The 22,638-nt window shown below is 73.5% G+C and carries 23 protein-coding genes; 8 read left to right on the top strand and 15 right to left on the bottom strand.

The genetic code is table 11. From position 1 onward, the window contains the following. Window positions 1-70 precede the first annotated feature (70 nt). Window positions 71-889, top strand: a complete 819-nt coding sequence (locus tag ACZ7D7_RS09490) for an SAM-dependent methyltransferase (RefSeq protein ID WP_470823394.1) — start codon at window positions 71-73, stop codon at window positions 887-889. Between the two features lie 78 nt (window positions 890-967). Here the strand turns inward: ACZ7D7_RS09490 and ACZ7D7_RS09495 are convergent, their stop codons facing one another. Together ACZ7D7_RS09495 and ACZ7D7_RS09500 are read right to left on the bottom strand one after the other, a co-directional pair. Next, window positions 968-1,885 carry a helix-turn-helix domain-containing protein gene (locus tag ACZ7D7_RS09495; RefSeq protein ID WP_470823395.1) on the bottom strand — a complete coding sequence of 306 codons (918 nt, stop codon included), beginning with the start codon at window positions 1,883-1,885 and terminating at the stop codon, window positions 968-970. A 179-nt stretch (window positions 1,886-2,064) separates the two neighbouring features. Beyond that, complete coding sequence (locus ACZ7D7_RS09500) at window positions 2,065-2,292, bottom strand: DUF397 domain-containing protein (protein WP_470823396.1); 228 nt, start codon at window positions 2,290-2,292, stop codon at window positions 2,065-2,067. 233 nt (window positions 2,293-2,525) lie between these two features. Between ACZ7D7_RS09500 and ACZ7D7_RS09505 the strand changes: the two genes are divergently transcribed. The 3 genes from ACZ7D7_RS09505 (at window position 2,526) to ACZ7D7_RS09515 (ending at window position 5,570) form a co-directional block, all read left to right on the top strand. Beyond that, on the top strand, window positions 2,526-3,074 hold the full coding sequence (locus tag ACZ7D7_RS09505; protein WP_470823397.1) for an ATP-binding protein: 549 nt from the start codon (window positions 2,526-2,528) through the stop codon (window positions 3,072-3,074). A 28-nt stretch (window positions 3,075-3,102) separates the two neighbouring features. Continuing rightward, complete coding sequence (locus tag ACZ7D7_RS09510; protein ID WP_470823398.1) at window positions 3,103-3,654, top strand: hypothetical protein; 552 nt, start codon at window positions 3,103-3,105, stop codon at window positions 3,652-3,654. A gap of 146 nt (window positions 3,655-3,800) precedes the next feature. Beyond that, window positions 3,801-5,570: an ABC transporter ATP-binding protein gene (locus ACZ7D7_RS09515; RefSeq protein ID WP_470823399.1), complete on the top strand. Its 1,770-nt coding sequence runs from the start codon at window positions 3,801-3,803 to the stop codon at window positions 5,568-5,570. Window positions 5,571-5,621: 51 nt separating this feature from the next. Here ACZ7D7_RS09515 and ACZ7D7_RS09520 read toward each other — a convergent pair whose 3' ends face one another. Then, complete coding sequence (locus ACZ7D7_RS09520; RefSeq protein ID WP_470823400.1) at window positions 5,622-5,969, bottom strand: hypothetical protein; 348 nt, start codon at window positions 5,967-5,969, stop codon at window positions 5,622-5,624. A gap of 245 nt (window positions 5,970-6,214) precedes the next feature. Here ACZ7D7_RS09520 and ACZ7D7_RS09525 point away from each other — a divergent pair, with 245 nt between their 5' ends. After that, window positions 6,215-6,472 (top strand): DUF5133 domain-containing protein, encoded by a 258-nt coding sequence (locus ACZ7D7_RS09525; RefSeq protein ID WP_470823402.1) that lies wholly within the window; start codon window positions 6,215-6,217, stop codon window positions 6,470-6,472. Here the strand turns inward: ACZ7D7_RS09525 and ACZ7D7_RS09530 are convergent. Then, the gene (locus ACZ7D7_RS09530; RefSeq protein ID WP_470823404.1) at window positions 6,458-7,447 is read right to left on the bottom strand and encodes a GlxA family transcriptional regulator; all 990 of its coding nucleotides are present in this window, start codon (window positions 7,445-7,447) and stop codon (window positions 6,458-6,460) included. The genes ACZ7D7_RS09525 and ACZ7D7_RS09530 overlap by 15 nt on opposite strands. A gap of 202 nt (window positions 7,448-7,649) precedes the next feature. On the opposite strand from ACZ7D7_RS09530, the gene ACZ7D7_RS09535 reads away from it, so the two are divergent. Both ACZ7D7_RS09535 and ACZ7D7_RS09540 read left to right on the top strand, forming a co-directional pair. Beyond that, window positions 7,650-8,117, top strand: coding sequence for a hypothetical protein (locus tag ACZ7D7_RS09535; protein ID WP_470823405.1), 468 nt, complete (start codon window positions 7,650-7,652; stop codon window positions 8,115-8,117). A gap of 130 nt (window positions 8,118-8,247) precedes the next feature. Further along, complete coding sequence (locus tag ACZ7D7_RS09540; protein ID WP_470823406.1) at window positions 8,248-8,460, top strand: hypothetical protein; 213 nt, start codon at window positions 8,248-8,250, stop codon at window positions 8,458-8,460. 19 nt (window positions 8,461-8,479) lie between these two features. Here ACZ7D7_RS09540 and tgmB read toward each other — a convergent pair whose 3' ends face one another. The 10 genes from tgmB to ACZ7D7_RS09590 form a co-directional block, all read right to left on the bottom strand. Then, entirely contained in the window at window positions 8,480-9,457 is a 978-nt protein-coding gene (gene tgmB / locus ACZ7D7_RS09545) for an ATP-grasp ribosomal peptide maturase (protein ID WP_470823407.1), read from the bottom strand. 17 nt (window positions 9,458-9,474) lie between these two features. After that, window positions 9,475-9,666 (bottom strand): putative ATP-grasp-modified RiPP, encoded by a 192-nt coding sequence (gene tgmA, locus ACZ7D7_RS09550; protein ID WP_470823408.1) that lies wholly within the window; start codon window positions 9,664-9,666, stop codon window positions 9,475-9,477. 159 nt (window positions 9,667-9,825) lie between these two features. Beyond that, the gene (locus ACZ7D7_RS09555) at window positions 9,826-10,089 is read right to left on the bottom strand and encodes a DUF1232 domain-containing protein (protein ID WP_470823409.1); all 264 of its coding nucleotides are present in this window, start codon (window positions 10,087-10,089) and stop codon (window positions 9,826-9,828) included. 138 nt (window positions 10,090-10,227) lie between these two features. Then, a complete protein-coding gene (locus tag ACZ7D7_RS09560; protein WP_470823410.1) occupies window positions 10,228-12,390 on the bottom strand; it encodes a xanthine dehydrogenase family protein molybdopterin-binding subunit in 2,163 nt (720 codons plus the stop codon). A gap of 28 nt (window positions 12,391-12,418) precedes the next feature. Continuing rightward, window positions 12,419-13,411, bottom strand: a complete 993-nt coding sequence (locus ACZ7D7_RS09565; RefSeq protein ID WP_470823411.1) for an FAD binding domain-containing protein — start codon at window positions 13,409-13,411, stop codon at window positions 12,419-12,421. Then, on the bottom strand, window positions 13,408-13,980 hold the full coding sequence (locus ACZ7D7_RS09570; protein WP_470823412.1) for a (2Fe-2S)-binding protein: 573 nt from the start codon (window positions 13,978-13,980) through the stop codon (window positions 13,408-13,410). The genes ACZ7D7_RS09565 and ACZ7D7_RS09570 overlap by 4 nt, the downstream gene beginning before the upstream one ends. A 204-nt stretch (window positions 13,981-14,184) precedes the next feature. Then, on the bottom strand, window positions 14,185-15,345 hold the full coding sequence (locus ACZ7D7_RS09575; RefSeq protein WP_470823413.1) for a hypothetical protein: 1,161 nt from the start codon (window positions 15,343-15,345) through the stop codon (window positions 14,185-14,187). A gap of 391 nt (window positions 15,346-15,736) precedes the next feature. Next, window positions 15,737-16,240, bottom strand: coding sequence for a lamin tail domain-containing protein (locus ACZ7D7_RS09580; RefSeq protein ID WP_470823414.1), 504 nt, complete (start codon window positions 16,238-16,240; stop codon window positions 15,737-15,739). A gap of 178 nt (window positions 16,241-16,418) precedes the next feature. Then, window positions 16,419-17,783, bottom strand: a complete 1,365-nt coding sequence (locus ACZ7D7_RS09585; RefSeq protein WP_470823415.1) for an FAD-dependent oxidoreductase — start codon at window positions 17,781-17,783, stop codon at window positions 16,419-16,421. Between the two features lie 104 nt (window positions 17,784-17,887). Further along, complete coding sequence (locus ACZ7D7_RS09590) at window positions 17,888-20,692, bottom strand: SpoIIE family protein phosphatase (protein ID WP_470823417.1); 2,805 nt, start codon at window positions 20,690-20,692, stop codon at window positions 17,888-17,890. 144 nt (window positions 20,693-20,836) lie between these two features. Here ACZ7D7_RS09590 and ACZ7D7_RS09595 point away from each other — a divergent pair, with 144 nt between their 5' ends. Beyond that, window positions 20,837-21,682: a DUF72 domain-containing protein gene (locus tag ACZ7D7_RS09595; protein ID WP_470823418.1), complete on the top strand. Its 846-nt coding sequence runs from the start codon at window positions 20,837-20,839 to the stop codon at window positions 21,680-21,682. 61 nt (window positions 21,683-21,743) lie between these two features. Here the strand turns inward: ACZ7D7_RS09595 and ACZ7D7_RS09600 are convergent, their stop codons facing one another. Beyond that, window positions 21,744-22,460, bottom strand: coding sequence for a lipoprotein (locus ACZ7D7_RS09600; protein ID WP_470823419.1), 717 nt, complete (start codon window positions 22,458-22,460; stop codon window positions 21,744-21,746). Window positions 22,461-22,638: the final 178 nt, after the last annotated feature.

Below are 22,638 nucleotides of genomic sequence, written 5' to 3' on the forward strand. Positions count from 1 at the left end.
AACGGTGAGTCCCTAGGATGTACTCTCAGTCAGGCTGGCGCAGTTGGCGCGTAGCGATGCTGGGGGAACGATGCAACCGGGTAAGCAGCTGTCCACGGAGATCAACGCCAACGTGCCGACGGCCGCTCGCATGTACGACTTCTACCTGGGCGGCAAGGACAACTACGCCGCCGACCGGGCCGCCGTGGCGGAACTCGACAAGGTCGTGCCGAGCACCCGCCAACTCGCCCTGAACAACCGGCGCTTCCTCCAGCGGGTGGTGAAGGTCATCGCCGCCGAGCACGGCATCCGGCAGTTCCTGGACCACGGGTCCGGTCTGCCCACGCAGGACAACGTCCACCAGGTCGCCCAGCGCATCGCCCCCGAGTCGCGCGTCGTCTACGTCGACAACGACCCGATGGTCCTGGTGCACGGCCGTGCCCTGCTCGACCAGAACGACCGCACCGCCGTCATCCACGCGGACATGCGCGAGACCGACGCGATCTTCTCCCACCCGGACACCCAGCGGCTGATCGACTTCTCCGAGCCGGTCGCCGTGCTGTTCAACTCCGTCTTCCACTGCATTCCGGACAGCGACACCGACGGTCCGGCCGCGGTGGCCCGCCGGGTCCGTGAGCGTCTGGCTCCCGGCAGCATCATGGTGATGTGCCAGCTGGTCAGCGAGGACCCGAAGGTCCGCGAATTCGTCACCGACTTCATGGACAAGGCGACGCAGGGACACTGGGGCCGGGTGCGCCAGGAGAAGGACGTCGCCGCGCTGTTCGAGGGCCTGGAGATCCTGGAGCCGGGCCTGGTCGAGGTGTCCACCTGGCGCCCCGACACGGAGGTGGCGCCCCGTCAGGCCACCCAGGAGTGGATCGAGTTCGGCGGCGTCGGCCGCGTCGTCTGACACGCGACACACCAAGGGCCGCCGGCGTCGGTACACCCGACACCGGCGGCCCTTCACGCACGCTCAGGTCACGCACGCTCAGGCCGGATAACGCCGCTCCAACGTCTCCTGCAGCAACTCCAGTGTCTCCCGCGGCTGGAGGGCCTCGTCGGCCAGCCGGTCCAGGGCGAGCCGGTACTCCTCCGTCTCGTCCAGGTCCTCGAGGAAGTTCGCGCTGCGGATGTGCTCCAGGTACACCACGTCCGGCAGGTCGAGCCCGCCGAAGCGCAGGTAGGTGATGGGGATCGCGGGCGCCGACGCGTTCGTCACCGCGAGCGGCACGACCTGAAGGGTCACATTGGGCCGCTTCGTCATCTCCACGAGGTGTCCGAGCTGCTCCCGCATCACCTCGGGGCTGCCCAGCACCCGCAGAAGGACCGATTCGTCGATCACCGCCCACAGCTGCGGGGCGTCCTCGCGCAGCAGCAACTGGGCCCGCCGCATGCGCAGTTCGACCCGGCGCTGCACTTCGCCCGCCGGCGCGTTCGGCAGCCCGCGCTCCACGACCGCGCGGGTGTACGCGGCCGTCTGGAGCAGCCCGGGGACGTACTGGATCTCGAATGTACGGATGGTGGCGGCGGCCTCCTGGAGCCCGACCAGGCGGTCGAACCACTCCGGCATCAGCCGCTTGTCGTAACGCTGCCACCAGCCCGGCTCACCGGCCCGCTGGAGGATCCTCAGCAGCACCGTCACCTCGTAGGGGTCGGTGCCGTACAGCTCCAGGAGGGCGCGGACGTCCCGCTCCGTCGGGGGCCTGCGGCCCTTGCCCGCCTCGATGCGCGACAGCTTGGCCGGGCTGAACCCGAGCTCGCGCGCCGCCTGGTCCTGGGAGAGGCCCGCGTCCTCGCGGAAGCCGGCCAGCTGCACGCCGACGAGCATCTTCAGGAGAGTCGGCGCGGGCTCGGCCCGGTCCAGGTAGGGTTCGAGGCGGGAGATGCGCTGCGACTCGGCGGACATCCTGGGCTCCCCAACAGACCGGCAGAATTGAGACTTACACTATCTCACTCGGTCCGGAGCCGCCGTATTCAGGCGCACACGTCACGGAAAGTCACGTACTCACGTTCCGTTTCCGCGTGGTGTGCGCCCGGGCCGCGCGGCAGGGGTCGGCTTCCGCCGCGCGGTGACCCGGACCGGCCTCAGAGCAGGTGGTCGAACTCGCCCGCCTTCGCCCCGGCGACGAACGCGGCCACCTCGGCGGGCGTGTAGACGAGCGCGGGGCCGTCGGGATCGCGGGAGTTGCGCATCGCGACGCCGCCGTCCACCCGCGCCACCTCGACGCAGTTGCCCTCGGCGTTGCTGAACCGGCTCTTGAGCCAGCGGGCCTCCAACGAACTGGCCCGCACTCCGTTCTGCACTGCTGGCACCGCTCTCTCCTTGCTGTTCGCGTTCCGCGCCGCCCGCCGTGCCGGCCGCCGCGGAGGGGAGCGGACCGCACACGCGTCGGTCCTGACTGCTCCCGATCGACTTTCGCGCAATTTCTCGTGCAATTGCACGCGAGCGCCATCGGCGTGGATAATAGCCGTGGCGTCAACCCCTCGGGCGACGCCCCGTCCTGACGTCGCATCAGGGAGATTCCGTGTCGTTACCTGCGCATCGAGTGCTCCGCACACCGGGCCCGCCCCTGCCGTGGGGGGCCGGAGCGGCGGGCCCGACGAGCGGGTCGGCGACCGGCGTCGTCCCGGCCGGTGAGCGGCGGACGCGCGGGCCCGCGGCCCGGCCGCACCGGCCGGCGGCGGTCGAGATGCGCATCGGCTGCACCGGGGAAGGGTTCGCCCTGGCCCGCCGCTTCACCCGCGAGACCCTGCGCCGGTGGCAGCTGGACCACCGCACCGACGACGCGGTCCTCGTCCTGACCGAACTCGCCTCCAACGCCGTGGCCCACGCGGTGCCGCGGGCCGTCGGCGGCGAGGGCGACGTCCGGCTCGGGCTCGCCCTCGGCCCCACGCACCTGATGCTCGCCGTCTCCGACCCGGCCGACGCCCCACCCGTGTGCCGGCCGCTCGAAGGCCGCGCCCTGGAGGAACACGGCCGCGGCCTGTGCCTCGTCGACGCCCTGTCCGAGGAGTGGGGCTGGTCCCCGCGGCCTCCTGCGGGCAAGACCGTCTGGGCCAAGCTGTCGACCGGGTCGAACCGTCCCCCCACCTGACATGACTGCCGCGGAAAGGCCTCATGCCATGCGCACCGCTCCGACGCACCAGACGAGCACACCGCGCACAGCTCGCGAGACGCTCCCCACCGAGGCGGCCGGGACCGGTCCCCTCGCCGCACTGCACCAGGTGCCCTGGCAGCAGATCCAGGACTCCACCGGCTCGGCGGCGGCCATTCCCGGGCTGCTCGCCGACATCGCCTCGGGCGACGCCGACACCGCCCGGGTCGCTCTGGAGGATCTGCGGAAACGCATCTGCCAGTACGGCTTCGTCGTCGAGCAGGCGACCGCGGCCACCGTTCCCTTCCTCTGGGACCTCGCCCAGCTGCCGCGGGTGACCTGCCGCCCGCAGATCATCCAGCTGCTCAAGAACATCGCGGACGCGCGGCAGTGGGAGAACACCGCCAGCGCCTACCCCAAGCTCCTCAACCACCGCGAGAACCCCGTCGTGTGGGAGCGCAAGGCCCGGCAGGCCGTCCGCGCCCGGCGCGGCGCCCTCGACCGCCTGCTGGACGAGAACGACACCGAGATCGCCCGGGCCACCTCGGAGCTGGCCCGCACGCTCGCCCTCGCGGACTGAGGCCGCCCCTCCCAGCGTGACGGGAGAGGGAAGGGCCGGCCCCACCTCATAGTGGTCCCCGGTGCGGGCGGCGTGATGTACTCCTCCCCGACTGGCGCAGAAAGCGCTTGCCATCGATTCCGGCAACCCGGGGAGGACCACCGCCGATGGCGTCGTCGCTGGAGAGACCACTCGACCACCGCTACCGCGGCGAGCACCCGATACGCACGCTCGCCTATCTGTTCCGCGCCGACCGCACGCGCCTGGCCGCGGCCGTCGTCGTCTTCACCGTCAAGCACAGCCCCGTCTGGCTGCTGCCGCTCATCACCGCGTCCATCATCGACACCGTCGTCCAGCACCAGCCCATCAGCAGGCTCTGGACCAGCACCGCGATCATCATGTTCATCCTGGTGGTCAACTACCCGCTGCACCTGCTGTACGTCCGCCTCCTGTACGGCAGCGTCCGCCGCATGGGCACCGGGCTGCGCTCCGCGTTGTGCACCCGCATGCAGCAGCTCTCCATCGGCTACCACTCGCGCGTCAGCGCCGGCGTGCTCCAGGCCAAGGTGGTCCGCGACGTGGAGACGGTCGAGCAGATGGTCCAGCAGACCGCCGAGACCGGCCTCGGCGCGACCACCGTGCTCGTCGGCGGCCTCGTCATCATCGGCGTACGCACACCGGAGTTCCTGCCCGTCTTCCTCGTCGTCGTGCCCGCCGCCGCGCTGCTCGTGGCCCGGCTCAGGGCGCGGCTGCGCAGCCACAACGAGGACTTCCGGCACGAGGTCGAGACCCTGTCCTCCCGCGTGACGGAGATGACCCGGCTCATCCCGGTCACCCGCGCGCACGGCCTGGAGGGCAAGGCGCTGCGCCGCATGGACGGCACCCTGCACCGCCTGCTCGCCTCGGGCATGCGCCTGGACCTGCTCAACGGCCGCTTCGGATCGCTGGCCTGGGTCGTCCTCAACGTGGTCGGCGTCTGCGTGCTGGCGGGCGCCGCGCTGATCTCGTACTACGACGTGTGGGGCGTCACCGCCGGTGACGTCGTCATGCTCAGCGCCTTCCTGACGACGCTCACCAACTCCACGACGACGCTGGCGGGTCTCGCGCCCGTCATCACCAAGGGGCTGGAGTCCGTCCGCTCGGTCGGCGAGGTCCTCCAGGCACCCGAACTGGAGGACAACGAGGGCAAGGCCGAACTCACCGCGCTGCGCGGCGCCGTGACCTTCGAGGGTGTCGGCCACGCCTACGAGTCCGACGGGCGGCCCGCGGTGCGCGACTTCACGCTCGACGTCGCGCCCGGCGAGACCGTCGCCCTGGTGGGCGCCTCCGGGGCGGGCAAGTCCACCGTGCTCAACCTCGTCATCGGCTTCATCCGGCCGACGTCCGGCCGGCTCCTGCTCGACGGCACCGACATGAACACCCTCGATCTGCGCACGTACCGGCGTTTCCTGTCGGTGGTGCCGCAGGAGTCCATCCTCTTCGACGGCACCGTCCGCGAGAATGTCGCCTACGGCATGGACGACGTGGACGAGGAGACGGTGCGGTCGGCGCTGCGCGACGCCAACGCGCTGGAGTTCGTGGACCGGCTCCCGCAAGGGCTCGACACCCTCGTCGGCGAGCGCGGCGCTCGGCTCTCCGGCGGGCAGCGGCAGCGCCTCGCCATCGCCCGCGCGCTGATCAGGGACCCCAAGGTGCTCGTCCTGGACGAGGCGACCTCGGCGCTGGACACCCGGTCGGAGGCGCTCGTCCAGCAGGCGCTGGCGCGGCTGCTGCACGGCCGCACCACGTTCGTCGTGGCCCACCGGCTCTCCACGGTGCGCGGCGCCGACCGGATCGTGGTGATGGCGGACGGCCGGATCCAGGAGATCGGCACCCACGAGGAACTCCTGCGCCGCGGCGGCGCCTACGCCGGTCTGCACAGCGGCCAGGTCGCCTGACGGCGCACGGTTCCCGGCCCCGCGCGCCACAACTGCGCGCGCGGGGCCCGTTCAGGCCGCGCTGCTGCGCGGGGCGCCGTGGGCGCAGGCCGCGTCGTGGTCGGTGCCCAGGCTGGTCCACCACCGCTCGCAGCAGGCGGCGTCCAGTTCCCCGCGCACGATCGCGTCGGCGAGCCGCTCGCCCTGCCCGCGCGGCCCGGCGGCCCACTCGGCCAGTGCCCGCTGCTGGTCGGCGATCACGCACTCCCGCACGACGGCGATGGTGGGCACCAGGCTCGCCGCCGTGAAGAGGAACCCCGCCCACAGCGGGCCGTACCGGTACTGGAGGACCGCGGTCCAGGCGAGCAGTCCGCTGGTGAGGACGTACAGGGTGGACAGGAAGCGGCTGTAGGGGTTCATCGGGTCGTACACCGTCCGGGGTGAGGAGTCGTGCCCCCTGCTCAACTGCTGAGGGCCGCCCGGGAAGCGGGTTGGAGGGGGCGATTTCTCGACACCCACCCGGCACGGACCGGATCCGATCGCTCTCCGGCGTTGTTCGTACAGACAGCGACAGGTTTTCGTCATTCCTGAGCAGTTGTGCGTGTGTGGTGAATGCTTCCCGCCCGTTCGGGCATACGCAGCGAAAATCGAGAGAGGGGCGCTTCGTGCTCGTACCGGACCCGAAGGTCGTGAGGACGTTGCTGACGCGGTACGCGTCGCTGCAGATCGCTCAGGCGGAGCGGGAGAGGCCGGCGGCGGCGCGTGAACTCGCGGACGTCAGCTACACGCTGTGCGTGATGATGGGAACCACCGAAGTCCGCGAGGCGATCGAGAGGGCGGACGCCCTGCTGATGGGCAGGGAGCCGGCGGCCGGGACCGCGGCCGACGCCGACGGCGAGAGCGGCCTGTCACTGGCCGTGTGAGGTGGGAAGAGCGGGGCCCGCCGAGCGCGCGGGTCCCGCCCGGAACGCCGCGCGGTAGGCGTACGGCGTCGTCCCCACCACCCGGCGGAACCGCTCGCGGAACGCCGTGGGCGAACCGAAACCGGCCTGCTGCACGATCCGTTCGACCGGGTGGTCGGTGTTCTCCAGCAGGTACTGGGCACGCCGCACCCGCGCCCGCAGCAGCCACTGCAGGGGCGTGGTGCCCGTCTGCTCCCGGAACCGGCGGCTGAAGGTGCGCTCGCTCATACCGGCGCGCGCCGCCATCGTCCCGAGGGTGATCTCCTCGGCGAGGTTGTCCTCGGCCCACTCCAGCAGCGCCTCGAACGCCGAGCCGCGCGGCACGGGCGGATGCCGGTGCACGATGAACTGGGCCTGGCCGCCCTCCCGTTCAAGCGGCATCACACACATCCGCGCGGCGTGCGCGGCGACGGCCGAACCCAGGTCCCGGCGGATCATGTGCAGGCACATGTCCAGACCCGCGGCGGCTCCGGCGGACGTGAGGATCTGGCCGTTGTCGACGTAGAGGACGTCCGGCTCCACCTCGATCTCCGGGAAGCGGCGCGCCAGTTCGGCCGCCGCCACCCAGTGCGTCGTGGCGCGCAGTCCGTCCAGCAGCCCGGCCTCGGCCAGCACGAAGGCGCCCACGCACACGGACGCGATCCGGGTGCCCGCGGCGGCGGCCCTCCGCAGGGCCGCCGGCACCTCCTCCGGGAGCGGCCCCGCGTCGGGGGACCGGCCCGGCACCACGATCGTGTCGGCGTCCTCCAGCGCCTCGAGGCCGCGGTCGACGCGCAGCGTCATGCCGTCGGCGCGCACCTCCTCGGTCGCGGCGCACAACCGGATCCGGTACGGGCGCCGGCCGTCCGGCAGCCGCGTCCAGTCGAAGGTCTGCATGGGCGCCGCCATGTCGAAGGGCACGACGCCGTCGAGGACCAGGATCGCCACGGTGTGCATGACCGCCACGATAGCCCGCTTCCCGCCACCTACGGGAACCGCAGGTCACCACCATGATCAGCAGGGACCGGCCGCTCGGGGGTGTTGGCGGGAACCCGTTGGAAGCTGTCGTTTCAGCCTCTGTGTCGCTGTCCGGCGACTGCTTAGCGTGAGCCCGGCACCACCGCCCGACCACCCGACCCGCCCTCCGGAGCCCCGCACGATGACGAAGTTCCTGCTGTCCCTGCACGTCCTGGCCGCGATCCTGGCCGTCGGTCCCGTCACCGTGGCGGCCAGCATGTTCCCGCCGGCGGCACGCCGCGCGGCCGGCGCCGGGGACGAGGGGCCGACGGCCGTGGGCACCGTGCGGCTGCTGCACCGCATCTGCCGCGTCTACGCCCGCCTCGGCATCGCGGTACCCGTCCTCGGCTTCGCCACGGCCGTCGCGATGGGAGTCCTCGGCGACGGCTGGCTCGTCACGTCCATCACCCTGACCACCGTGGCCGCGGGCATCCTGATCGCGTTCGTCCTGCCGGGACAGGACGACCTCCTCGGCCAACTCGCCGCTCAGCGGGCCGTCGAACGCGCCGACACGGTCCGACTGGCCATGTTCACAGGCGTGTTCAACATCCTGTGGGCCACCGTGACCGTCCTCATGATCGTGCGGCCCGGGTCCAGCACCGGGGCCTGACCAGGAGTTGGGACGTGATCCCGGTCGCGTCAAGACCTCGCGCGATTTCCCGCCCCGGCGTGCTCGGACGCATACACTCGGCTGTTGTTGCCCATCACACGGGCAGACGACACGAAAGGCGCGTTGACGGGTGTTCCAGGATTCCCCCATTTATGACCGACTCGTCGCGGAGTGCGGCGACGTACCCGCGCAGGTGCGCCGGGAGGCCGAGCGCGTGAACAGGGAACTGGAGCTGGTCATGCGCCCGCTTCTCGCTTCCGGTCACGCACCGGGCGCCCCGCACCCCCCGGCCAACCCCGGAGCGGGCTGGCAGCGCACGGCCCTGCTGCCCGGACCGCGCTGAACCGGACGCCGACGCCCACTCAGCACACCGTGGAGTCCCCGCTGTTGACCTGGGCGTGGTCCTCGGGGACCGGGTGGGACAGCCATTCGGCGATGGAACGGGCGATCGGCTGCTCCGTCTCCACCTCCACGAAGCCGAACTGGCCGGACTGGTTGCACTCCAGGAACCACCACGTGCCGTCGGCGTCCTCGACGAAGTCGAAGGCGCCGTAGGACAGTTCGGCCTCCCTCATGTACGCGTGGACCGCCTCGGCGAGCCGCGGCGGCGCCTGCGCCGGCCGCCACGACGAGGTCGGCGGAGCGAACCGGACGTCGATCTCCTCGGCGTCGGGATCGGCGGTCCTTCGGGCCGCGAGCAGCCGCTCGCCCACCACCGTCAGACGGATGTCGGCCCGCTTGGCGACCCGGCGTTGCAGCAGCGTCGGGCCGTACGCGACGGCGGAGAAGTCCGCGTCCGGCGCGACGCGACTGGTCGGCACGGCGCGCGGCGGATCCTTCGGGTGCGCCCCCGACACGGGCTTGACGACCAGGTCCGGAAAACGCTCCGCGAATTCCTCGGCGGCGCGCGGGAACGTCGTGATCAGCGTGGCCGGCACGGGCAGCCCGCAGCGCTGCGCCACCCGCAGCTGCCACGGCTTGTACCGGGCACGCCGGGCCGCGTCCGGATCGTTCATCCAGCGCGCCCCGCAGCCGCGGAGCATCCCGTACAGCGCCTGGGAGGTCTCCTCGGTCAGCCACGCGGACGGCTCCCCGGCACGGCCGGCCGGGGTGCCGGGCCTGCGCACCCAGACCGACCGCAGCCCGTCGATGCCCACCAGCCGCCCCCCGGACGACAGATGACCCTGGAAGGAGCCGTGCACGTACTCGCCGGACAGTGCGACGCCGCCGGGCAGGTCGGCGGGGTCGAGGCGGACCACCGGAACCCCCGAGGCGTTCAGGTGGACGACCACCATGTCGGCGGTCACGTCCTCTTCACAGGTCAGGATCAAGACGGTCATGGGCGTCCGGTTCGCGTTCAGTCGTCGAAGTGGGTCTTCGAGCCCGCGGTGGACGTGGTGGTCGCCAACTCCTTCAGCAGGGCGTGGTCACAGGCGGCGGGCCGCCCGTCCAGAAGCACGTTCAACTGTCGCCCCGAGTCGTAGACGTACGGCACGGCGGCGTCCAACTGGGCCGCCGGACGTGCGTAGTTGAGCGCGAACGGTTGCATCGCCTCTCCCTGGGTCGGTGCTTCCCCGGTCAGGCGCCCTCACCCCTGAGACGCGCCTGGTCCGCTTCTTCCTTGGACTTCCAGTCACTTATACGAGTCGAACGGGTGATTGGTTTCCTTACGCTCCGTAGTGGCCGGAGAGTTCGCCCCGCCGCCGCGTCAGGTATGAGACCCGCGCAGGCCGCGCAGAGCGAGGAGGAGCACGCCGATGTCGTCCAGGTACACGGGATCGGGCAACAAGTCGGTCGGCAGTACGAAATAGAGCAGGGCACCCCAGAAGACCCAGCGGGGTCCCGTCGGCAGCCCGGCGCTTCGCAGTTCACGACGGGTGCGCACCAGTCGCACGAACACCGCGACCGCCACGGCCAGCACGGCCGCGGCGAGCGTCGCGGCGGCGGCGATCAGTGCCGTCGTCGAGTCCACGCTCCCCCCTCCCCTGTCCCGGTGTGCCACGACCCTGTGTGTCCTCGTAGAGGATTCCCTGCTTGGCCTGGTGTATGGCGCCTGGCACGCTGTGTCCGAAAGGGGTCGCCCGAAGGGCGTACGCCGGGCGCGGAAGGCTCACCGCGCGCCGTCGCCGCCCAGCAGTCCGGTCAGCACCCGGTCGGGCGTCAGAGGCAGTTCACGGAACTGCACCCCCGTGGCGTGGTGCACGGCGTTGCCGATCGCGGCGGCCGTGCCGACGATGCCGATCTCCCCGATGCCCTTGCTGCCCATCGGGTTGAGATGCGGATCGTCCTCCTCCACCCAGTGCGCCTCGATGTCGGGGACGTCGGCGTGCACCGGCACGTGGTAGGCGGCGAGGTCCTTCTCGGCGAAGTCGCCGAACGCCGGGTCCGCGGTGCTGCTCTCGGTGAGCGCCATGCCCAGCCCCATCGTCATGCCGCCGACGAACTGCGAGCGCGCGGTACGGGCGTTGAGGACGCGCCCGGCGGCGTACACACCGAGCAGCCGGCCCACCCGGACCTCGCCGGTCACCGTGTCGACCGAGACCTCGGCGAAGTGCGCCCCGAAGGCGTGCCGGGACCACGGGCTGTCGGCCCCGGCCCGGCCGCCGGTGTCGGCACGCTCGGTCAGGCCCTCCTCGGGCAGCGGGCCCTGATGCCGGGCCAGGCGGTCGGCCAGCCGGGCCGAGGCCTCGTGCACGGCCCAGCCCCAGGACGCGGTCCCTGACGAGCCGCCCGCGAGCGGCGCCGACGGCAGGTCGCTGCTGCCCACCTCGGTCCTGACCCGCTCCAGGGGCACGCCGAGCGCGCCGGCCGCGATCTGCGCGAGCACGGTCCGGGCTCCGGTGCCGATGTCGGTGGCGTTGGTCCGCACGACGAAACCGCCGTCCGGCAGGGCCTGGGCGGTCGCGGTGGACGGCCCGACGAGCACCGGGTAGGTCGCGGCGGCCACGCCCGAGCCGATCAGCAGCGGGCCGGCGGCGCGCGAGCGGGGCCGGGGATCGCGCGCGGCCCAGCCGAAGCGCCGGGCGCCCTCGCGCAGGCACTCGACGAGGTGCCGGCTGCTGAACGGCTTGCCGCTGTCGGGTTCGGCGGAGGGCTCGTTGACGACGCGCAGCTCGACGGGGTCCATGCCCAGCGCCTCGGCGAGTTCGTCCATCGCCGACTCCAGCGCGTACATGCCGGGTGCCTCGCCGGGCGCGCGCATCCACGACGGCGTCGGCACGTCGAGCGCCGCCACCCGGTGCAGCGTGCGGCAGTCGGGGGCGGCGTACATGATGCGGGCCGGGACCGCGGCCTGCTCCACGAACTCCTTGACGCGGGAGGTGTGCGTGGTGACCTCGTGCACGAGGGAGGTGAGGCGGCTGTCGCGTCCGGCGCCCAGGCGCAGCCGGTGCAGGGTGGGCGCCCGGTGTCCGACGACGGCGGGCAGGTACCGCCGGGGCAGGGCGAGACAGACGGGCCGGCCGGTGTGCCGTGCGGCCATCGCGGCGAGCACCACGTCGGGTCGGGGCGTGCCCTTCGATCCGAAGCCGCCGCCGACGTGCTCGGCGACGACGGTGATCCGCTCCTCGGGCAGCCCGAACATCCCGGCGAGCACGGCCCGTACGGTGGTCGAGCCCTGGCTGGAGGTGTGCACCGTGAGCCGGTCGCCGTCCCAGCGGGCGGTGCTGGCGTGCGGCTCCATCGGGTGGTTGTGCAGCGGCGGGACCCGGTAGCCGACGTCCACCCGCACAGGGCTCGCGGCCAGGGCGTCCTCGGGGACGCCGTGCTCGCGGACGGCCGGGTGACCGCCGTTGGCCTCCTCGGGCACGTACGCCGCGGGGTGCGACGGCGTCAGCGTGACGTCCGGCTCCTCGGCGGCGTAGGCGACGCGCACCGCAGCGGCGCCGGCGCGGGCGGCCTCCAGGCTCTCGGCGACGACCAGCGCGACGAACCAGCCCCGGTGCGGAACCCGCGCGTCGCGCAGCACCGCGAGGGTCGGGTCGTCGGGGTCGGCGAGGCGGGGCGCGTTGTCGTGGGTGAGTACGGCGACGACGCCGGGCAGCGCGAGCGCGGCGGACGTGTCGATTCCGGTCACCCGGCCGCGGGCTATCGCCGCCGGGACGGGCCAGGCGTGCGCGAGGCCGGGGGAGACGTACTCGGCGGCGTACCGCGCGGTGCCGGTGACCTTCTCCCTTCCCTCGCGGCGCTCGGCGGGCGCGCCCAGGGCGGGCCGGGATCCGGCCGGGCCGGCGGTCGTGGCCGCGTCGGCGGCCGTGGTCCGGGCGTCGGTCATGGCGGGCAGCCTCCTCGGGAGCGCCGGTTCAGGTCCTGGCGGGCGCGGCGAGCCGCATCAGGACGTCCAGGGCGATGCCGCGCACCAGCGGCACCTTGTAGGCGTTGTCCCGCAGCGGCCGCGCGGCGGACAGCTCCAGGTCGACGGCGTGCGCGAACGCCGCCTCGGTGGGCGCGGCGCCCAGCAGGGCCTCCTCTGCGCGGCGCGCCCGCCAGGGCCGGTGGGCCAGCGCCCCGAACGCGATCCCGGCGTGGGCGACGACACCGTCCTCCACGCGCAGCACGGCGGCGACCGACGCCAGCGCGAAGGCGTACGACGCCCGGTCGCGCACCTTGCGGTACGCGGACGGCGCTCCGGCGGTCGCGGCGGGCAGCAGCACGCCGGTGACGAGTTCCCCGGGCCGCAGTTCGGTGTCCCGCTCGGGGTGGTCGCCGGGCAGCCGGTGGAAGTCGGCGGCGGGCAGGCCGCGGGCGCCGTCGGGGCCGTACAGCTCGATCCGTGCGTCCAGCGCGGCGAGGGCCACGGCCATGTCCGAGGGGTGGGTGGCGACGCACTGCTCGGAGTGCCCGAGCACCGCGTGGTCCCGGTGCACGCCGTCCAGGGCGCCGCAGTCGCTGCCGGGCTCGCGCTTGTTGCAGGGCTTGGAGGTGTCCTGGAAGTAGGGGCACCGGGTGCGCTGGAGGAGGTTGCCGCCCGTGGTGGCGGCGTTCCGCACCTGCCCGGAGGCGCCCGCGAGCACCGCCTGCGACAGGGCCGGGTAGCGGTCCCGGACGGCGGGGTGGGCCGCGAGGTCGCTGTTGCGGACGGTGGCCCCGACGCGCAGACCGCCGTCGGGCAGCTCCTCCACCGCGTCCAGCGGGAGCCGGGTGACGTCGACGAGGGCGGCGGGTTCCTCCACCCCGAGCTTCATCAGGTCCACCAGGTTGGTGCCGCCGCCGAGGTAGCGGGCGCCGGGCCGGGCGGCGTACGCGGCGGCGGCCTCGGCGACGCTGTCGGCGCGTACGTAGGCGAAGGGTTTCACCGGATCACGTCCTCCACGGCGTCGGCGATGCGGGGATAGGCGCCGCACCGGCACAGGTTGCCGCTCAGCCGCTCCCGGATCTCCTCCCGGCCCAGCGGCACGGGCCCGCCGGTCGGCGTGCCGGGGTCGGTGACCCGCGAGGGGTGGCCCGCCGCGGCCTCGGCGATCGCGCCGAGCGCGGAGCAGATCTGGCCCGGCGTGCAGTACCCGCACTGGAAGGCGTCGCGGTCCAGGAAGGCCCGCTGCAAGGGGTGCGGCTCCTCCCCGTCACCGGCGAGGCCCTCGACGGTCGTGATCTCGCGGCCGTCCAGCGCGACCGCGAACAACAGGCAGCTGTTGAGGCGCCGGCCGTCGACCAGGACCGTGCAGGCGCCGCACTGGCCGTGGTCGCAGCCCTTCTTCGTGCCGGTCAGGCCGAGGTCCTCGCGCAGGACGTCGAGCAGGGCGCGGCGGTTGTCGACCGTGAGGGTGTGCGGCTCGCCGTTGACGCGGAGCGTGGGGTCCGAGTGGTGCCGGGGCGGCTTGGCGGTACCGCCGGGCCCACTGTCGTCGTGGTGTCGGCTCCCCATGGGCGGATGACCTTCCGGGACGGACGGGCGTGCTGCTGTCCGCACCGCGTATCCAGCCCGGGGCGGCCGACACATCGACTCGTCGACACACCGACCCCGCACATACCCGTCCGACGGCCGACGCGACGCCCGCCCACGACGGGCGCCCCGGCCGCCCCGGACCAACCCCGCGGACCCCCAGCCCCGCAGGCCCTCCGGGGCCTCCTACCCGCCGTCGCCCTCGCGCGTGGTCTCGGCGGCCGGCGCGGCTCGCGGGCCCCGGACCCCGAACCGCTCCAGGGTCCGCGTCAGCTGCCGCAACGGCGACGCGGGCGCGGGCACGCCGGGCGGTGCGGGCAGCGCCTTCGGCCCGCTCTCCCCGTGCGCCTCGCGCAGCGCGGCGAGTGCCTCGTTGGCGGCCTCGGCGGCCTCCCGGTACAGGTCGCGGGACTTCGTCATCGCGTCGAGGGCCTCGGCGTACATCGCGACGAGCCGCCGCTCGCGGGCCAGCTCCTCCTCCAGGGTCAGCAGGTGCCACTGCTCGCGCAGCGCCGTGAGCGCCCGGTCGGCGTCCTCGGGCAGCGGCCGGTCCAGGGCGGCGTACGCGGTCACGGCCGCGACGAGCCCGGCCGGTTCGGAGCCGTCCAGGAAGACCGCGCGCACGGAGAAGTCCCCGGCGTCGTACCCGGCGGGCGCCGGGCTGCCGGGCAGGACGACCGCGCCGCCGCGCGGGACCTCCACGTCGAGCGAGCGCAGGGCCCAGTTGACGACCCGCAGCTGCTGCGGGGCCGCCCGGTGCTCCACCACGCGGTGCCGCAGCCCCGGCGGGAGGTGCCGGACCAGCGGGATCCGCCCGCGTTCGTCGGTCGTATGCGCCTCGTGCACGACCACGTGGACCCCCCAGGCGCCGCGCCCCGCGTCGCGCAGCAGCCGGCGTACGGCCTTGTCGTCGTCGGGGAGCGGGTTGATGTCCCGCAGGCGCAGGCCGGTGGTGGTGTCGTGGTCCCAGGCGGCGTCCGGCGCGTCGGGCCAGAACATGGTGGCGGGCGACGGCCAGGCGTGGTCCCAGTGCCGCTCGGCCTCGGCGACCAGCAGCCACTCCTGCCCGTCGTCCGCCGCGGGCGCCAGCTCCAGCCGGGCGCGGACCGGAACCGTGCCGTCCACCCGCCAGCGGGCCTCGAACACGCGGACGCCGCCGGTGCCCTCCCCGCCGCCCTCCCCGGCGGCTTCGGTGCCGGGCAGTTCGAGGAAGTCGTCGAGGACCTGGCTGTCCTTGAGGCGCTTCAGGGTGCCGAGGACGACGTCTGCCGCGTCGGTCCCGGCGTGGCGGCCGCGGGCCGGCCACACGGTGGGGGGAGTCGGGCGGGCGGTTCGGGAAGTCGGCATGGGTCCATCTGGAGGCGGGGGCAGGGGCGACTGCCAGTATCACCGCCGCCGGGCACGGAAGATCGGCCGGGGGTGTCCGGCCCCGCCCGGCCGCCGGCGGCCCGCTTCCGGCGGCGCCCGTGGTCGGAGCGGGTGTACGGCGCGCGCGGCGCGGTCCGTCACACCGGCCGCGCCGCGCGTGGCGTCACCCGGACGAGGGGCCCGTTCGGACACCGGGGGCGCCGGCGCCGGGCCGGGCCGCGCCCGGACCACGCGGCGCGCGCTCGGGGTGTGCGGGGTTCGCACGTGCCGGGCGTCGTTCACACGTGGCCCGGGGCGGGCGCGGTCACGACAATGGGCGCGCGGTCGGGGCCCGTTCACCATCCGCATCGGGACGGGCCCCGGCCGTGTGTCACCGGTGGAAGGTGATGTAGCCGTTGCCGTCGGCGTCGGAGCCGCTCTTGGTGTACGCGTGCACGTCCGCCCGGCTGCCGGTCGGCTTGTACAGGTAGATCGTGTCCCTGTCGTTGTTCCACAGGAAGTTGCAGTTGTCGCGGTAGACGACGTTGCCGGAGTCGGAGTCCGAGCCGTGGCCGCCGCGCAGCTTCACGTAGTCGCCGGGCTGGAGGTAGTGGTTCGCCGTGAAGGCGAAGCGGTTGCCGGCGGCGTCCTTGACGACGTAGCCCCTGAGGTTGACCGTCTTCGACGACGAGTAGTTCTTGACCGTCAGGTACTCCTCGTCGGTGTTGCCCGTCGAGCAGCTGTTGGAGTCGCGGCCCGGCGCGTCGTACTGGACGCCGCGGACCTTCAGCGCCGAGTCGTACTCGGCGGCGTGCGCCGGGACGACGGCCAGCGCGGTCAGCGAGCCCGCGGCGACGGCGGTGGCGAGCGTGGCGGTGAACATGCGTATGCGCATGAGGACAGAACCCCCCTTGTGTGGATCCAGTGAAGATCTGGAGCGTATACAACGCGTGGCCGAACGTGAACACCGGGGTACCGAAAGGGTTTTGGGGAGCCGGCCGGGCAGGCGCGCGAAGGGCCCGGAGGCTGTGCCTCCGGGCCCTTCGCGGAATCGGTGTTCGTCTGTGTGCGGGTTACGCGCCGCTCGCCCGCAGCATGTCCTCGCGCTCGACGATCTTCACACGCTCGCGGCCCTGCGGCTCGCCCAGCGCCTTCTCGGCGGCGTCCAGCCGGTACCAGCCGTCCCACGTCGTGAACCGGACCTCGCGCTCGGCGAGGAACGCGTCCACGGCCTGGGGCTCGGGCGAGGCGGGCGTGTGCAGCCGCCCGTTCGCGTAGTCGTCCAGCAGGTTCGCCACCGTCTCGTTCGCGTCGCCCTTGGTGTGTCCGATGAGACCCACCGGACCGCGCCGGATCCAGCCCGTGACGTACGTCGACGGCAGGTGCTCGCCGCTCTCCGAGACGACCCGGCCGCCCTGGTCCGGGACCGTGCCCGAGTCCATGTCCCAGGGCAGCTTGGGCAGCCTGTCGGAGAGGTAGCCGACCGCCCGGTACACCGCGGTGACGTCCCAGTCCGTGAACTTGCCCGTGCCCTTGACGTTGCCCGTGCCGTCCAGCTCGGTGCGCTCGGTGCGCAGGCCGACGACCCTGCCGTCCTCGCCGAGGATCTCGGTGGGCGACTCGAAGAAGTGCAGGAACAGCTTGTGCGGCCGGTCGCCGGTGTCACGGATCGCCCAGTTCTCCAGGGTCTTGGCGACCATGTCGGCCTGCTTGTTGCCGCGCCGGGTGGCGATCGAGCCGTCGTCGTAGTCGATGTCCTCGGGGTCCACGACGACCTCGATGTTCGGCGAGTGGTCCAGCTCCCGCAGCTCCATCGGGCTGAACTTGGCCTGCGCCGGGCCGCGCCGGCCGAACACGTGGATCTCCAGCGCCTTGTTGGCCTTCAGGCCCTCGTGGACGTTCGGCGGGATCTCGGTGGGCAGCAGCTCGTCCGCCGTCTTGGCGAGGATGCGCGCCACGTCCAGGGCGACGTTGCCGACGCCGAGCACCGCGACCTTCTCCGCCTCCAGCGGCCAGGTGCGCGGCACGTCCGGGTGGCCGTCGTACCAGGAGACGAAGTCGGCGGCGCCGTAGGAGCCGTCCAGGTCGATGCCGGGAATCGGCAGCGCGCGGTCGGCGGTGGCGCCGGTCGCGAAGATGACGCCGTCGTAGAAGGCGCGCAGGTCGTCGAGGCTGATGTCGGTGGGGTAGTCCACGTTGCCGAAGAGGCGGATCTGCGGTTTGTCGAGCACCTGGTGCAGGGCCGTGATGATGCCCTTGATCCGGGGGTGGTCCGGGGCCACGCCGTACCGGATCAGCCCGAACGGGGCGGGCATGCGCTCGAAGATGTCGATGGACACGCCGGGTTCGGAAGCGACGTCGGACTTGAGCAGCGCGTCGGCGGCGTAGATCCCGGCCGGGCCGGATCCGACGATGGCTACCCGCAACGGGCGGGACATGAGCGGTTCCCTTCGAGCGATGAACGAGCGACTCGACGGGAAGCCTAAGCTAAGGCAAGCCTAACCTGGTACGCGGGTCGGGCCTATGAGCTCATAAGGCGCACTTATGGCAGGTCGAAGTCGAACAGGGGCAGCGACGGCTCCGCCCCAGTTCGCGGGAGGGACTGCTCCGCCCAGATGACCTTGCCGCCCGGCGTGTACCGCGTGCCCCACCGCTCCGCGAGCTGCGCCACCAGGAACAGACCCCGCCCGCCCTCGTCGGTCATCGCCGCGTAGCGCAGGTGCGGCGAGGTGCTGGAGCCGTCGAACACCTCGCAGATCAGGTTCCGGTCGCGCAGCACCCGCACGTGGATGGGGGCGCCGCCGTACCGGATCGCGTTGGTGACCAGCTCACTGAGGATCAGCTCCGTGGTGAAGGCCAGCTCGTCGAGCCCCCACTCCGACAGCCGGCGGCTCACCGCCGAGCGCACCTCGCCCACCGCCGCCGGGTCCGGCGGCACCGGCCACGCGGCGATCCGGTCGGGACCCAGCGCCCGGGTGCGCGCCACCAGCAGCGCGATGTCGTCGCTCGACCGGGACGGCACCCGCGCGTCCAGCACGGCCTGGCAGGTCTCCTCGGGCGACGGCCCCGCCCCGGCCAGCGCCGTGCGCAGCAGTTCGAGGCCGACGTCGATGTCCCGGGTGCGGTCCTCGACCAGCCCGTCCGTGTACAGCACCAGCCTGCTGCCCTCGGCGAGGTCCAGCTCCGCCGTCTCGAACGGCAGCCCGCCGAGGCCCAGCGGCGGACCGGCCGGCACCTCCGCGAACTCCACCACGCCGTCCGGACGCACCACGGCGGGCGGCGGATGCCCGGCCCGGGCCACCGTGCACCGCCGCGACACCGGGTCGTAGACCGCGTACAGGCAGGTCGCGCCCGTGACCGGCGCCGTGTCCCCCTCGGCCGTCTCGTCCTGGTCGATGCGCCCGACCAGCTCGTCGAGGAGCGTGAGCAGCTCGTCGGGCGGCAGGTCCAGCGCCGAGAAGTTGTGCACGGCCGTACGCAGCCGGCCCATCGTCGCCGCCGCGTGCAGCCCGTGCCCGACCACGTCGCCCACCACGAGCGCCACCCGGGCACCGGACAGCGGCAGTACGTCGAACCAGTCGCCGCCCACCCCGGCCTGCGCCGGCAGATAGCGGTAGGCGACGTCGAGGGCGCCCTGCTCGGGCAGCCGCCGCGGCAGCAGGCTCTGCTGGAGCGTCACCGCCATGCTGTGCTCGCGCGTGTAGCGGCGCGCGTTGTCGATGGACACCGCCGCCCGCGCGACCAGCTCCTCCGCGAGCGCCACCTCGTCCGCGTCGAACGGCTCGGGCTTCTCGGACCGCCAGAAACTCACCACGCCCAGCACCAGCGCACCGGCCCGCAGCGGCACCGTGATCAGCGAGTGGATGCCGTACCGCACGATCTGCCCGGAGCGTTCGACGTCCTGCGCGCGCCAGCCCGGCGCCCGGCCGAGGTCCGGCTCCAGCAGCGTCTGACCGGTGCTCAGGCTGCGGCCCTGCGGGGACGACGGCACGAACCGGATGCGGTCGCCGACCGCGTACAGCGGGGCGTCCTTGCGGATCCCGCCGAGGGCCGTGCGGCGCAGCGCGGCCGCCGCGTCGGGCTGGCCGCCGCCGAGCACCGTGTCGAACAGGTCCACCGTGAGGAAGTCCGCGAACCGCGGCACGGCCAGCTCCGCCAGTTCCTCGGCGGTGCGCGTCACGTCCAGACTGGTGCCGATGCCCACGCCCGCCTCGTACAGCATGTCGAGGCGCTCGCGGGCCTCCTCGGCCCGGCCCGACAGGGCCCGCAGCTCGGTGGAGTCGCGCAGGGTGGCGACGCTGCCGGGCGGGCCGCCGCCGCGGTCCGTGGGCCGCTGGTTGATCGCCAGCAGCCGGTCCTTGACCAGATGCACCTCGTCCGTCGCGTCCCGCCCGGAGGCCAGCAGGTCGGCGGTGCCCGGGTCGAGGGACAGAGCGAGCACGTGCCGGCCCTCGGCGTCGTCGGGCAGGCCCAGCAGCCGGTGCGCCTCGTCGTTGGCGAGCAGCAGCGTGCCGTCGCCGTCGACGATGATCACGCCCTCCTTCACGGCGTGCAGCACCGCGTCGTGGTGCTCGTACATCCGGGTCATCTCGTGCGGACCGAGGCCCCGCGTCTGGCGCAGCAGCCGCCGGCTCACCAGCGCGGCGCCCCCCGTCGCCAGGACCAGCCCCGCGCCCGCGGTCGCCAGCACGAGCGGCAGCTGGCGCGCGGTGGCGCCGCCGACGTGCGCGGTGGTGATGCCGGCGGAGACGAGCCCGACGACGCGACCGTCGGGGCCCCTGATCGGCACCACGGCCTGCACCAGCGGGCCGATGGTGCCGTCGACCTCCTCCGTCATGCTCCGCCCGGCGAGCGCCGGGCCGAGGGTGCCGACGAACTTCTTGCCGATGCGGTCCGGCTTGGGGTGGGTGTAGCGGATGCCGTTGGTGTTCATGACGACGACGAAGTCGACCTTCGCCTGCCGGCGGGCCGCCTCGGCGCGCGGCTGGAGCACGGCCGTGGGGTCGGCGTCGTCGAGCGCCTCCCGGGTGCCGGGCGCGTTGGCGAACGTCTCGGCGACGGCGAGCGAACGGCTGCGGGCCTCCACGTCGCTGTCGTGCCGCACCTGGAGCACCAGCGCCGCGACGGCGGACAGCACCAGCAGCAGCACGATGACGACGACGAGCAGGAACACCTGTCCGGCGACGCTGCGTCCGCCCAGCACCGACCGCAGCCCCGCGGCACGAATCCACCGGGGCCGCTCCCCGCTCTGCCGCCGCCCGTCGGGCACCCGGTCCGGCGCGCCCCGCACGGGACCGCTGGGGCGCCGGGTCGACCGGGTCCCGGAGCGACCCATCAGTCGGACCATGTGCTCATGTCTACACTGCACGGCCCCGGGAGGCGAGACGCGTCACACACCGTGACGGGCCGCGCTGCCCACCGAGTGGTGCGCCCCGCACCCGCGTGATACCTCGCGACGGCTCACCGCCGTCCGAGCGGGTAACCGCGCGGGATGGGCGAGATCCTTGTCGGTACGTGTTCCTGGACGGACCGCATGCTGGTCGGCAGCGGCTGGTATCCCACCGGGTGGCGGGACGCCGAGAAGCGGCTGCGGTACTACGCGGGGCGGTTCCGGATCGTCGAGGTCGACGCGACCTACTACGCGCTGCCGGGCGAGCGCAACAGCCGGCTGTGGGCCGAACGCACCCCGGGCGGCTTCGTGTTCGACGTGAAGGCCTTCTCCCTCCTGACAGGGCATCGGACCCGCCCTGCCCTGCTGCCCGAGGGCGTCCCGCCCGACGCGGACGACCCGCGCGTGCTGGACGAGGTGTGGGCGCGGTTCGCCGCGGGCGTCCAGCCGCTGCGCGGGGCCGGCCGGCTCGGCGCCGTGCTGTTCCAGTTCCCGCCGTGGTTCCGCCCCGGGCCGCGCTCGCGCGCGTTCCTGGAACAGTGCGCGGCCCGCACCGCCGGATGGCCCGTCAGCGTCGAGTTCCGCCACCCCGACTGGTGGCGGGACGACCGGCGGGAGGCGACGGCCGCACTGCTGCGGAGCCTCGGATTCGCCGCCGTCGCGGTCGACATGGCGCCCTCGCTCCCGGCGTCCGTCCCACCCGTCACGGCCGTGACCTGCCCCCGGCTGTCCGTCGTCCGCTTCCACGGCCGCAGCGCGGCGTGGGGGACCGGCAGCAAGGAGGACCGCTTCCGCCACCGGTACACCGACGCCGAACTGCGGGAATGGGTGCCACGCGTGCGGGGCCTCGCGGAGCGGACCGAGCAGGTGCACGTCCTGTTCAACAACTGCTGCGGCGACGCGTCCGTGACGGCCGCCGAGCGGATGCGCGACGCGCTGGAGCGCTGACGTGCTGGAGCGATGACGCCGTTGCCGGAGGGGTGAGGCCGTTGCTGGAGGGCTGACGCCGTCAGGACAGGCGCAGCGTGCGCTTGGCGAGTTCGTACGCGGGGAGCATCGCCTCGTGCTCCTCGCTGTCCATGCCGCCGAGGTGCAGGACGACCGGGCCGTCCGGCGTCTCGACCGCGAGCGCGCGCTCGTTCTTCGTCTCGCCGAGCAGCTCGCTCGTGTAGCGGTACGTCACCTCCGCGCCGTCGAGCCCGCCGCTGCCGAACGTCCCGTACCGCGCCCCGCTCGCCCCGCTCGCGCCGGTCTCGGCGGCCACGAAGTCCTCCAGTACGGCGCGGGCGTCACCCGTGCCCGGCTCGCCGGTCCACACGCGCAGGAACCCGATGTGCCCGGCCGGCTTCGCGTCGATCTCGCAGGCGGCCGTGACCGGCCCCTGGCGCAGCAGCGCGTCGGCGACCTCCTGGGCGAGTTCGCCGTCCGAGTCACCGGAGTCACCGGAGTCACCGGAGCCGCTGGAGCCGCCCGGGTCGACCGGCCCGGCGTCCACGGCCTCGGCCTCCCAGTCCGCCGCCACCTCGAAGGTCACCGGCAGCGCGCACGCCGAGTCCGCCGCGCCGACCCGGCCGCCGCTCTTCGCGACCTCGCCGTTGGCGTCGGCGTCCGCGGCCGGGGACGCGCTCACGGACGGTTTCGCGTCCGCGCCGCCGCCGTCCGAACACCCCGTCAGAACCCCCACCAGCAGCGCCGCACAGACCGCCGCACGCCCCGCGTTCCCCACCCCTGCAACCCCTCTCACCTGGAGCGGCACACTGTAGCGGAGCACGCCCGGCCGCCCCGACCTCGCCGGCCCGTGCCCGGCCCGCCCGCGCCTGGCCCGACCTGGCTCGGCCCCGTCCGGCCCGGTCTCGCCTGGCCCGACCTGGCTCGGCCCCGTCCGGCCCGGTCTCGCCTGGCCC

The sequence above is a fragment of the Streptomyces sp. NPDC037054 genome (assembly GCF_055606745.1).